The 12,123-nt window shown below is 52.7% G+C and carries 10 protein-coding genes and 2 pseudogenes; 9 read left to right on the top strand and 3 right to left on the bottom strand.

Features of this window, described 5'->3' with window-relative positions; all coding sequences use genetic code 11:
• Positions 1-123: 123 nt before the first annotated feature.
• A pseudogene (locus AACQ83_RS22320) lies at positions 124-234 on the bottom strand (helix-turn-helix transcriptional regulator); the annotation flags it as partial.
• A gap of 711 nt (positions 235-945) precedes the next feature.
• Here AACQ83_RS22320 and AACQ83_RS22315 point away from each other — a divergent pair.
• Together AACQ83_RS22315 and AACQ83_RS22310 are read left to right on the top strand one after the other, a co-directional pair.
• Positions 946-1,365, top strand: a complete 420-nt coding sequence (locus AACQ83_RS22315) for a hypothetical protein (RefSeq protein ID WP_113048487.1) — start codon at positions 946-948, stop codon at positions 1,363-1,365.
• A 302-nt stretch (positions 1,366-1,667) separates the two neighbouring features.
• A pseudogene (locus AACQ83_RS22310) lies at positions 1,668-1,820 on the top strand (integrase); the annotation flags it as partial.
• A 186-nt stretch (positions 1,821-2,006) separates the two neighbouring features.
• On the opposite strand, the gene AACQ83_RS22305 reads toward AACQ83_RS22310, so the two are convergent.
• Complete coding sequence (locus AACQ83_RS22305) at positions 2,007-2,183, bottom strand: hypothetical protein (RefSeq protein ID WP_158537812.1); 177 nt, start codon at positions 2,181-2,183, stop codon at positions 2,007-2,009.
• A 658-nt stretch (positions 2,184-2,841) separates the two neighbouring features.
• Here AACQ83_RS22305 and tssB point away from each other — a divergent pair.
• From tssB to tssL, 4 genes are read left to right on the top strand one after another with little or no spacing between them, the layout of a single operon-like run.
• Entirely contained in the window at positions 2,842-3,342 is a 501-nt protein-coding gene (gene tssB / locus AACQ83_RS22300) for a type VI secretion system contractile sheath small subunit (RefSeq protein WP_112879662.1), read from the top strand.
• A gap of 30 nt (positions 3,343-3,372) precedes the next feature.
• Positions 3,373-4,902, top strand: coding sequence for a type VI secretion system contractile sheath large subunit (tssC, locus tag AACQ83_RS22295; protein ID WP_112879661.1), 1,530 nt, complete (start codon positions 3,373-3,375; stop codon positions 4,900-4,902).
• 4 nt (positions 4,903-4,906) lie between these two features.
• Positions 4,907-6,253: a type VI secretion system baseplate subunit TssK gene (gene tssK, locus AACQ83_RS22290; RefSeq protein ID WP_112879660.1), complete on the top strand. Its 1,347-nt coding sequence runs from the start codon at positions 4,907-4,909 to the stop codon at positions 6,251-6,253.
• A complete protein-coding gene (gene tssL, locus AACQ83_RS22285) occupies positions 6,250-6,912 on the top strand; it encodes a type VI secretion system protein TssL, short form (RefSeq protein WP_112879659.1) in 663 nt (220 codons plus the stop codon). Before tssK ends, tssL begins: the two co-directional genes overlap by 4 nt.
• 120 nt (positions 6,913-7,032) lie before the next feature.
• Here the strand turns inward: tssL and AACQ83_RS22280 are convergent, their stop codons facing one another.
• Positions 7,033-7,221, bottom strand: a complete 189-nt coding sequence (locus AACQ83_RS22280) for a hypothetical protein (protein ID WP_240000899.1) — start codon at positions 7,219-7,221, stop codon at positions 7,033-7,035.
• An 11-nt stretch (positions 7,222-7,232) separates the two neighbouring features.
• Here AACQ83_RS22280 and AACQ83_RS22275 point away from each other — a divergent pair, with 11 nt between their 5' ends.
• From AACQ83_RS22275 to tssH, 3 genes are all read left to right on the top strand, one after another.
• Positions 7,233-8,651 (top strand): OmpA family protein, encoded by a 1,419-nt coding sequence (locus AACQ83_RS22275; RefSeq protein WP_240000898.1) that lies wholly within the window; start codon positions 7,233-7,235, stop codon positions 8,649-8,651.
• Between the two features lie 4 nt (positions 8,652-8,655).
• Positions 8,656-9,147 carry an Hcp family type VI secretion system effector gene (locus AACQ83_RS22270; RefSeq protein ID WP_112879657.1) on the top strand — a complete coding sequence of 164 codons (492 nt, stop codon included), beginning with the start codon at positions 8,656-8,658 and terminating at the stop codon, positions 9,145-9,147.
• Between the two features lie 174 nt (positions 9,148-9,321).
• A complete protein-coding gene (tssH, locus tag AACQ83_RS22265) occupies positions 9,322-11,988 on the top strand; it encodes a type VI secretion system ATPase TssH (protein ID WP_112879656.1) in 2,667 nt (888 codons plus the stop codon).
• Positions 11,989-12,123 lie beyond the last annotated feature (135 nt).

The raw sequence follows: 12,123 nt of genomic DNA, 5'->3' as shown, positions 1-12,123 counted from the left end.
TCACGGCAGGTGTGATGGAGGTGTTCAAGTTCGGCTTTTTGTTCATCGGTAATGAATATTTTCATGACGGATACCCTGAACCTCATTTGGGCGAAAATCAAGCAGTTTCAATGAGCACAGGTATATAAGCCAAAAATCGTTGCTGTTTTCCATATATGATATGAAAGCATCAAAGCTTTTTGAATGAACATCCAGATCTTTGTTTACAGAGAAACTCATACTTTTATCATTCATAACTTCACCTACAATGATTAAATTGTGAAACCCTCGATATAAGGTTATCACTTTTAACACATAATAGGTAATTATGTTTATAGGTTTTAGATGAAACGGACTATTTTATCGAACCTCCTGTAATAATATTTAATATGCTAATATTTTATATTGTATAAAGTTTTAATTATTAATTATATTTTTAATAAATCATTGCAATCCGGTGGTTATTTTTTCTATTAATTTAAATATATTATACATATAATTCCAAGAGTAGATTTCATTAGGCACTGTTGCAAATAGGATCCTAACCTGACACACGGGATATACGGAATATGGTAAGCCTGTATGGCTCCCTTCGGGAAAGCTGATCGTGAGGTCAGCCGATAGTTATGCAGGTAAAGGAGGCTGGAAAAAGCGAAAGCTAAACTGTAATGGTCTAGATATGAGTTTAAAGGTAACTCAACGCGAAAGTGTAGCCCGCTTCCAGCGGGTCTCTCTTTGCAAGAGAATTTCCAGAACCTTATCAATGAGGATAAGCAAATGACAGTAACCGTGAGAGCATAAAAAAGTGTGGGGCACCTGAGTTATTTAGCGGTAAAATGGGCAACTCAACCGGACTGTTACATTATTGGCCCATGAATACTTATACGTTAAAGTGGCTTCTTTAGCTGCTTTGCCACATAAATGCCCCACACTTTTTTATGTTCTCCTGTATAAACAGAAGTGAAAATGAAAAGAGTGTTAATTTTTTCCATGCTTATGCTTGCCCCGCTGGTAAGTAGTGCTGATAGTCCAAATGACAATGAAGTTGGGGCATATATTTTGGCATTGAACACAATGTCTCCCATAATGGCAAAATACACGGTTTACTACAAAGAGGCTGTGGAGCAAAGCTGCAACGCAAGTGGCGCAGACTCAACTGGCTTTACCAATGTTGTTCAGGCTTTGGTTAGCGGAGAGACGGTAGACAAGATGGGTCTGGATGGCAATGCGCTCCAGGACACGTTGAAGGCGGTTGGCTGTAGCATCAGTTGCACTGACCTTAACGCACCTTTCAAAACTATTTTAAGTGATGAGTCCTTTAAGAAAAAACACGGGCATTTGTCGAAAGCCTTACAAACATGGAATGAAGTGGTGATTTCTAAATAAAAAAGGGGCCTATGAGGCTCCTCGGATTATTGACAGTGCTGGTAATAAGATGAATCCCCCTCACCCTGTAGACATAGGTATCTACACATCGCCGAACTGATCCAGCACACTGGCGGCTAGCCGGGTCAGTTCCTCTGCCGAGTATTCCGACAACAATTGTAACGTGTTTAACAACAGTGATAAGCCCGCCAGGATGGTCGGCGCACTTTCTCGTCTCCCCCGTTTTAATCCCTGGTCACTGATTGTTTCGTTTGCGCATGCCCGAGATATTGCTTACTCTCTTGACTGTTGGGAAGGTAATCCCCCCCTCATTTCATGAACAAAGGTCTTTATCTGAACGGCTAGACAGAGAGCATCAAGTAAACACGCAGCGACTACTCGGACATAAGTCATTTTGTACGACGGATAAGTACAACTGTAGCCGAGGACGAGAGTATGTGAGACGGGTGTTATAAACCCCGTGCTTAGTGTAAATACCCATTAACTGGACATAAGTGCGCCCGCTCTGTTCGGATGCGCTCAGGAAAGTTGAGCTTAACACAGCAAAATGATTTCCAGATAGGAAAACACGAGAACGTTATTATGATTGTGTATCCAACTTTCGGTGAATTTCATTTTGATTATAGGCATTCAGCGGTGTTTTATAACACCTGTCGTTGACTTAAATAGCCTCGCGTCTCCGGGACATGAATGTGAAGACGGAATACCAGAAAATAAATCATCGTATCCATCATCAATAATCGTATTTTCCCCGTACTTCGGCTCCCTATTTCAGGAACACCCCCTTCAATAACTTTCATGCCATCAAAAATAGCCAAAAAAAATATCCCTGACTATCGCATAGGATAGGACTTCCTCATTTCCATCCGCATTATCCTATAAAAGCTATAATGAATAAGCGAGTTATCCCATAATATCATCAATATGACGCTGCTTAATTAAATTTATTCTCATTCGCATAATCTGACTGATAACCATTCTCTTTTTTACCCATCCAATAAAGCACGGTTTATTTATGACTTAGTTAATTGAAAAATAGTATAAATTTAAAAAGATATCACCGTCCTATATTGTGCTGAATAACCCTAATGATAACAAAACAGATAAGTCGCTATCACTTTATGAAAATAAATACCATATTTTTTGCAAGAAAATGCCATGTTGTTTAGGTTAGGTTTATATATTGTCTTCTTTTTAGGTTATAGAGGGGTTTTTATGACCAATTTATCTTGTGCAAAAAGTGCGGTAGGATAAAAAATGTCTTGATTTCAGATAAAACTGTTTAGAGAATCGAACTGGTTAGGAAATGATCTACCCGATAAATAGCTTTATTTATTGCGGCGGATCTTGTCGGTTTTCTCTTATTTACTGCCCGGTTAACTGCCTGCTCTGAAATAGCTGAATCCGTTTTTCGTTCCTGAAATTTATCGGGCATGCCCCTCATGCCCGGCGTTCTTTTTTATTACTGAGGAGCCGATGATGGCCCAGAGTTTTCAAAACGAAATCCCCAAAGCGCGGGTAAATATTAAATTGGATTTGCATACCGGTGGCGCGCAAAAAAAAGTGGAGTTGCCGCTGAAATTATTGGTGATGGGCGATTACAGTCATGGACGGGAACAGCGTCCGCTCTCGGAAAGAGAAAAAGTGTCTATTAATAAAAACAATTTTGACAGCGTGATGGCTGAATTCAGCCCCGCCGTTAATCTAACGGTGAAAAATACCCTGACTGAAAATGGCGGCGAAGAAAATATCGCCCTCACTTTCCGGCAAATAAAGGATTTCGATCCTGAGCACGTGGCCCGCCAAATTCCCCAACTGCGGGCGCTGCTTTCGATGCGTAATTTACTGCGCGATTTGAAATCCAATTTATTGGACAACAGCACGTTTCGCCGTGAATTTGAGCGCATTCTCAAAGACGCGGCCCTCAGTGATGAACTGCGTACTGAACTGGCGGCATTAGCGCCAAAAGCTATCTGATGATAACGGTATTTTAGTCAGGAGAAATGAATGACGGGACAAGAACAAGCCGCGGCGGCGGCCACCACAACCTACGCTGAAGGCAGTGTTTATCAGTCATTGTTTGAAAAAATCCACTTACAGCCGGTCGAACAGCTGAGCGACATTGAATTTTTTCAACATAGTGACGCGCTGGCTGATGTCACGGCGGATGAGCGGGTGACCGCCGCCGTCAGTGTTTTTCTCAATCTGCTGAAAGCTTCAGCACAAAAAGTCGAACGGCTGGACAAAACCTTGTTGGACCACCATATCGGTGAATTGGACAGCCAAATCAGCCGTCAGTTGGATGTGGTGATGCATCATCCAGAATTCCAGCGAATCGAATCTGCCTGGCGCGGCCTGAAATTTTTGGTTGACCGGACGGATTTTCGTCAAAACGTCAGAATCGAAGTCTTGGATGTGACCAAGGAAGATTTACGGCAGGATTTTGATGACGCGCCGGAAATTATCCAAAGTGGTTTCTATCACCACACTTACATTCAGGAATACGACACACCGGGCGGCGAACCTGTCGGCGCGGTGATTGCCAATTACGAATTTGATGCCGGCCCGCAGGATATTGCCTTATTACGTAATATCGCCAAAGTATCAGCCGCGGCGCATATGCCTTTCATCGGCGCGGTCGGACCGGCTTTTTTTGGTAAAAAAACCATGGAAGACGTGGCGGCGATTAAAGACATCGGCAGCTACTTTGACCGCGCTGAATACATCAAGTGGCAGGCGTTCCGCGACAGTGACGATGCCCGCTATATCGGCCTGACGATGCCGCGTGTGTTGGGGCGTCTGCCCTACGGCCCGGATACCGTGCCGGTCCGCACGTTTAACTATGTCGAAGCGGTCACCGGGCCGGATCACAATAAATATTTGTGGACCAGCGCCGCGTTTGCGTTTGCCGCCAACCTGGTCAGGAGCTTTGTCAGCAATGGCTGGTGTGTGCAGATCCGCGGGCCGAAGGCGGGGGGTGCCGTCACGGATTTACCGATCCATCTCTACGATCTGGGGACCGGTAATCAGGTCAAAATTCCGTCAGAAGTGATGATCCCGGAAACCCGCGAGTTTGAATTTGCCAATCTGGGTTTTATGCCGCTCTCGTACTACAAAAACCGCGACTATGCCTGCTTCTTTTCGGCCAACTCCGCGCAAAAACCGGCGTTGTACGACACGCATGAAGCCACGGCCAACAGCCGTATCAATGCGCGTCTGCCCTATATCTTTCTGCTGTCACGCATTGCCCACTATTTGAAGCTCATCCAGCGGGAGAACATCGGCACCACCAAGGACAGGCGTCTGCTCGAAATTGAGTTGAACAACTGGATCAACACCCTGGTGACCGAAATGACCGATCCTTCTGACGATGTGCAGGCCTCTTACCCGTTGCGCGAAGCGCGTGTCATAGTTGAAGATATTGACGACAACCCCGGTTTCTTCCGGGTCCGGTTGTACGCAGTGCCCCATTTTCAGGTGGAAGGACTGGACGTCAATCTGTCGCTGGTTGCTCAGATGCCGAAAGCCAAGGGGTAACCACATGAAAATTGATCGTCCGCTCTGGGTGACAGGCGCCCTCTTGTCGCCCCAACAGTTTCAGCAACAGGCCCGCTGGGAGGCGTATACCCATGAATGTGTTGCCCGCCTGGGGCTGAGACATCCCTGGGGGGTGCTGACCGCGGTGTTTGATAAAGACACCCTGGCCTTGGGGCAGTTGAAAGCCGATCACCTGTGTGTGCGCTTTGCTGACGGATCGCTGATTGACACCGATCGGGCAGATGATCTGCCCCCGGTGCTGGAACTGGCGACGGTGCTGTCGGCAGAGACGCAACAGGTCACCGTCTTGCTGGCCTTGCCACACAGGGATGCCAATGGCGGTAATTGCCTGAAACCGGATGAACAGGCGGACCGCCCGGTGCGTTACCGGCAAGCGTGGGTGCCGGTACAGGATGAGTTCAGCGACCGCCGTGAATCGATGGCGGTGGCCCGTTATGCCGTGTCGCTGCGTTTTGACGGGATGGAAAATGGCCCGTATCTCACCTGTCCCGTTGCCCGTCTGGTGCGTGACGCCCGGGGAAACTGGGCCTTTGATGAACAGTTCGTGCCGCCGTTACTGCGGCTGAGCGCACATGCGGGGCTGATGGACCGGCTCGATCGGTTGCTGACGCAGTTGCGGGCCAAACAGGCCCGGTTGATGGGGATGCGCCGTGAAAGTAACGAACGGATGGCGGATTTTGCCGTCGCGGACGTGTCGCTGTTCTGGTTACTGAATGCGCTGAACAGCTATGAACCGGTACTGCGTGATTTTCAGGCGCACGGGGCGGTGCACCCGGAGGTGTTTTACCGTGAAGCGATCAGGCTGGCGGGCAGTCTGCTGACCTTTTCGCTCGCCCATGATGCCGGGGGGATCCCCGGCTATCAGCACGATAACCTGACGGCGGTGTTACCGCCGCTGTTCGACAGGCTCAGTGAGTTACTGGAAATCAGCCTGCCATCGCGGATGGTGGCGATTGAACTGACAAAATCGGCACAGCAATGGACAGGGACACTCCATGATACCCGTTTGCGTGAAGCGGCGGATTTTTATCTTTCCGTCCGTTCTTCCGTCCCAGCGCATCAGTGGCAGACCCGGTTCCCGCTGTTGTGTAAAGCCGGGGCACCAGATGAGGTTAACCAGATGATTAACCGGGCGCTGACCGGGATCCCGCTGGTGGCAATGCATCATGTGCCGGCGGCGGTCCCCCTGCGGCTGGAGAACCAGTATTTTGCCCTTGACCTGACCCATCCGTCCGCGAAAGCCATGCTGGCGGCGGGAACTTGTGTTTTCTATGTGCCCGATATCCTGGGCGATATTCAGCTTGAACTGTTTGCGGTGCTGAGGACATGAATCGATCACACTTACTCACTAAAACATCGCCACCGGATATTGATGCCCTGTTGCAGAACAGCTATCTGCTGGTGATAGAACTGTGCCGGGGCGTGCGGGTGGATCAGGGGAGCGTGGTCTGGCAACACTGTATCGACGAGATAGAACAGACGCAGGAGGCGCTGTCTGCTGCCGGTGTCAGGGACGCCGCAAGGGAACACATCCGTTATGCTTTGTGTGCGCTGTTGGATGAAACCGTCTTAAAACGGGCACCGGACGAGGGCTATGCGGCCTGGCGCGCCACCTCGTTGCAGGCCCATTTCTTTGGTACCGCCGAAGCGGGCAACCGGTTATATGAGCGGATACGGACGGTGCTGGATGAACCGGCACCCGATCAGACGGTCCTGACCTGTTTTCACCGGGTGTTGCTGCTGGGATTCCAGGGGGATTACCGGGAGGACACGTCATTGATACGTGAACAACTGATAACCCGCTTAAGCCAACACCTCTTACCTTTCGACAGTTTTCAGCCTTCGCCTGTGCTGGTCGGGGCCTTACCGTCCTGTGCCTGGCTGCGTTCCATTGGCGGTCCGCTAATCATGACGATAATCGTGCTGACCGGTGTCTGGTGGGGGTTGGGGCAGTATCTGATCACGCTGCTGCCGGGGTGGGCGCAATGAGTGTGATGTTGCGACGGGCGCTATGGGGATGGGCAGCCGGGTTAGGGCTGTTGCTCTGTCTGGTCTGGCTCCCCTTATCGCCGGCGGGTCGATGGGCTAGTGGCGCTACTGTCCTGCTCTTCACGCCGGTCGGACTGTTTTATACCGAGCGATCCCGGCGACGGGAACACCTTGACCACCAGTCGGCAGGGCTGCCGCCGGATCGTGATCGTCGCCCAGTGGTGCTGGTTTGCGGTCACGTCCAGGACAGCCTGTTTGGTGATGAACGGTGGCGTCAGACGCCGCAGGGCTACTGGTTATGTTTACCATCAGGGACCGCATTGTCTGATGGGGTGGCAAGCCTGCTGGCTGCCCGGCCCGCCTGGGGCGGCCAATTGAGCGTGATGGCCGTTATCAACCCGCAACAGTACCGGGATGAGGTGGCCCTAGCGGGTTGGATACGGGAACTGCGCTGGCAGCTTTCTCAGGTGCGTCGTCGCCAGGGTATCCCGTTACCTTTAGTGCTGACCGGTTACTTAGCCGGGGAGTTCCAACGTCCTGATTCACCGTGGTTTGCGTGGCAGGCAGGTCAGAACACCGTCACGGTCTGGCGCAAAGGCGTCTCAGGTCAACCGCTGGCGGATTGGTTGGGCGAGGGCAGCGTGGCGGAACAGGCCGCCCGTTTTCAGTGTGGGGTTGAACTGACCGGCTGGGCTGACTGGATGCAGGCATGCGTATTACCCGCTTGCCTGGCCCCCGAATACGACCTGCCGCCTTGTCCGCCTCAGGCGATGGCGCTGACCTTTGTCTCGGTATTACCGCAGCGGTTAACCGGTCATCTCTGGCAACAGTGGTTGCAAACCAAAACGGCGCTCAACCGCGCCGGTGACCCGGTAAGCTCACCGGATACCGGGATGCCGGTATTGCCTTTCCCCGACCCGGTATTGCCTCTGTTCCCCGTGAGATCATGGCAGACCGTTGGGCCGCGGGCGCTGAGGGTGGCGTTGGGGCTGTTTATGCTGGCAGGGACGACCGCGCTGGGCTGTTCGGCCTGGCATAACCGGCAATGGCTGCGTCAGGTGGACGATGACTGGCAGCACTATCAGGCTATCGCCATGACGGATGAGCGCGGCAAAGCGCAGGCGGTGGCGGTATTACGGGCCGATGCCGGTCGTCTTGAAGAGTATTACCGTCACGGGGTGCCGTGGCGTCTGGGACTGGGGCTGTATCAGGGGGAGCGATTACGTCTGCCGTTACAGGCGGCGATGGCCGGTTACCCCCCTGAACATCAGGAAAAAAAACCGGTGACGACCGCGTTACCGCAGACGATCAGCCTGAATAGCCTGGCCCTGTTTGATGTGGGACAGGCGACACTGAAACCCGGCTCGACCCCGGTATTAATCAATGCGTTGATCACTATCCGCGCTAAACCGGGCCGGATGATTTTAATCACCGGCTATACCGATGCGACCGGTAATGCCGCGAAAAACCAGGCACTGTCACTGGCGCGGGCCGAAGCCGTCCGTGACTGGCTATTACAGACTGGCGGGCTGTCGCCTGCCTGCTTCGCCGTACAAGGCGACGGGGCGACACGACCGATCGCGACGAATACCACCGCGGCAGGGCGTGCCGCTAATCGCAGAGTTGAAATCCGTCTGATACCGAACGCAGTCGCCTGTCCGCGACCGCAGTCGGTGCCGGGCGTTTCAGCAACAACGTCGCCGATACCGGCGACATCATTGACACAACAACAGGAGTAAATTTATGGCGATCCCCGCTTATTTGTGGTTGAAAGATGACGGCGGTGCCGACATCAAAGGGTCTGTGGATGTTCAGGACCGGGAAGGCAGTATTGAAATTGTGGCGTTAGAACATGATTTGTATATCCCGACCGACAACAATACCGGCAAGCTGACCGGGACCCGCGTGCACGCGCCGCTAGTGTTCACCAAAGAGGTTGATGCCTCGACCCCGTATTTGTATAAGGCGGTCACCAGCGGTCAGACCCTGAAATCGGCGGAAATCAAGTGGTACAAAATTGATGATGCCGGTCAGGAGAAAGAATATTTCAACACCAAACTGGATAACGTGAAGGTGGTGAAAGTGGCGCCGCTGATGCATGACATCAAAGATCCGGCCAAAGAGAAGCACAACCATCTGGAACGCGTTGAGTTCCGCTACGAAAAAATCACCTGGACTTACAAAGACGGCAACGTCATTCACTCCGATTCCTGGAGTGAACGTTCGACGGCGTAACGTCCGCTGTTTTTTTATTTTTTATCGTTTATAGGCGGGTGGGGCCGTTGGCCCCACCTGGGACAAAAACACCCGAAATAATGAAGCATCATGACCTTATGGGCCTCGGTATACGGCTATGGGCGGTAGCGTATCCGGTGTCACAACAGAGGAACAGGATGGAGGCAAATTGTCATGGAAAATCAGTCAGCTATTTTACTTCGCCGATTAAATCCCTATTGTGCGCAGGCACTGGCGGCAGCGGCCACTTTATGCCAGACACGGGCTCATGCGGAGATCACCGTAGAACACTGGTTACTCAAACTGCTTGAAGGCGGTGAGGGTGATATCACGGTGATTGCCCGGCATTATGCGTGGGATATGAATGCGTTGTGGCAGTCGCTGTTGACGCGAATTAATGGCCTGCCCCACCGTATTCATCGACGTCCCCGATTATCGGCTCCTCTGTGTGAGCTATTACAGATAGCCTGGGCGGCGGCGACGCAGGAAGCGGGCAATGAATCGATTCGTTCCGTGCACCTTTTACAGGGTCTGAGCGGTCAGCTCGCCGGGGAGTGGGTGAGTGATGCGTGGCCGTTACCCTGTTTGAATGTGACGCAACTGCAACGCTTGCGCCCGTTGTTGGATCACCACTCAGACGAGTGCCCGGAGAAGCAGGTTACGGCGCGTTTGACTGGGGCAGGATCGGCTGTTGACCTGGCGGAGACCGCCGCAGATAACCCCATGCCCAATCCTCACGCGTTATCATCGGCTTTGCAAAACGTGTTGGATAAATTCACGCTGGATATCACTGCCCGCGCCGCCGAAGGCGGCATTGATCCGGTCTTTGGCCGTGATAATGAAATTCGCCAGATGATCGACATTTTATCGCGTCGGAGTAAAAACAACCCGATCCTGGTGGGAGAGCCGGGAGTGGGGAAAACCGCGTTGGTGGAAGGACTGGCGCTACGGATTGCCGAAGGCGATGTCCCGGCCAGCTTGAAAACGGTCAGTGTGCGGGCGCTGGATCTGGGCCTGTTGCAGGCGGGCGCAGGGGTGAAAGGCGAATTTGAGCAACGGCTGAAAAACGTGATTGAAGCTGTCCGGCAATCGACCACCCCCATCTTACTGTTTATTGATGAAGCCCACACCTTGATTGGCGCCGGTAATCAGGCGGGCGGCGCAGACGCCGCTAACTTACTGAAACCCGCGTTGGCGCGGGGGGAATTGCGGACTATCGCGGCGACCACTTGGTCGGAGTACAAACGCTATTTTGAACAGGATACTGCGCTGGAGCGCCGTTTCCAGCGGATTAACGTTGACGAGCCGGATGATGAAACCGCTTGCCTGATGTTGCGCGGGCTGAAAGCGCGTTATGCCCGCCACCACGGTGTCCATATTCTTGATAGTGCGGTACAGGCGGCGGTGACACTCTCCCGTCGTTACCTGGCTGGGCGTCAGCTCCCGGATAAAGCGGTGGATCTGCTGGACACCGCCAGTGCCCGGGTGCGCATGAGCTTAGAGACTTCACCGGCATCGCTGACACAGTTAAAAACCGAGCGCGATTCGCTGGCGATGGAACGGCAGGCGATTGAAGCCGATCAAAATGTGTTGCCAGGTGAAGAGGTTACCCGTCTGGACGCCATCGCGGCCCGGTGGGCAGTGGTGGCGGATCAGACGGCTCAACTTACTGAACAATATCAACGAGAAAAGGCGCTGGCTGAGCGCATTCTCGCGCAGCGTCAACATTCACCTCAAACGCCGGAACTGAAGGCGGATTTGGCGGCGCTGGCGGCGTTACAAGGAGCTGAACCGCTGCTCTCACTGCATGTTGATGTTCGCATGGTCGCCACCGTGGTGGCCGACTGGACGGGCATCCCGTTAAGCAGCTTATTGAAAGACGAACAAACCGGCCTGCTGCATTTGGAACAGCATTTGGGCGAACGGGTGATAGGTCAGGAGACGGCGCTGTGGGAAATCGCCCAACGTTTACGGGCGGCCAAAACCGGTCTGACGCCGGAACACGGTCCACTGGGGGTTTTCCTGCTGGTTGGGCCGAGCGGGGTAGGCAAAACTGAAACCGCACGGGCATTAGCGGATAGCCTGTTTGGCGGGGTACGTTCACTGATCACCCTCAATTTGTCGGAATACCAGGAGCCGCATACGGTTTCCCAGTTGAAAGGGGCTCCACCGGGTTATGTGGGTTATGGGCACGGCGGGGTATTAACCGAGGCGGTCCGTCAACGTCCTTACAGCGTGGTGCTGTTGGATGAAGTGGAAAAAGCTCACCGGGACGTGCTTAACCTGTTCTACCAGGTATTTGATCGCGGTTTTATGCGTGATGGTGAAGGGCGTGAGATCGACTTTCGTCAGACCGTGATATTGATGACGTCGAATCTGGGCAGTGATCAATTGATGGCGCTACTGGCGCAACAACCTGACGCCCCGAATGCCGCGCTGCATGAGCTGTTACATCCTGTGCTGCGGGATCACTTCCAGCCCGCCCTGCTGGCCCGCTTTCAAACGGTGATTTACCGCCCGTTACCGGCTGAGGCACTCAGACGTATTGTGGACATCAAACTGGGGCAGGTGACCCGGCGACTCCATACCCATTATGGCCTGACCTGTCAGGTGGAAAACGCCCTCTGTGACACACTGGTCAGCGCCTGCCTGCTGCCGGACAGCGGCGCCCGTAATATCGACAGTCTGCTCAACCAGCAAATTTTGCCGGTGTTATCACAGGCGCTGCTGGAACGTCTGGCCCATCACCCTAAACCAGCTGGGGTGGTATTGGGTGCCGATGAAACCGGCGATATCACCCTGACATTCACTGAAACAGAGCAAACGGAGAGCCCGTCATGAACAACGCCACCCCGGCGATCATCTTTGATCACAGCCGCTACACACTGACCGTGTGGAAAAATACCGCACCGCTGGATGTGGTGGCCTTTAGCGGGCAGGAAGCCTTAAGCCGACCTTTTCGTTATACCATTGAAT

The sequence above is a fragment of the Photorhabdus sp. S10-54 genome (genome assembly GCF_963878145.1).
In the GTDB taxonomy this organism is placed as follows: Bacteria; Pseudomonadota; Gammaproteobacteria; order Enterobacterales; family Enterobacteriaceae; genus Photorhabdus; species Photorhabdus kayaii.
Note: the sequence above shows the minus strand (reverse complement) of the source record. Positions and strands in the feature narration are given on the sequence as shown.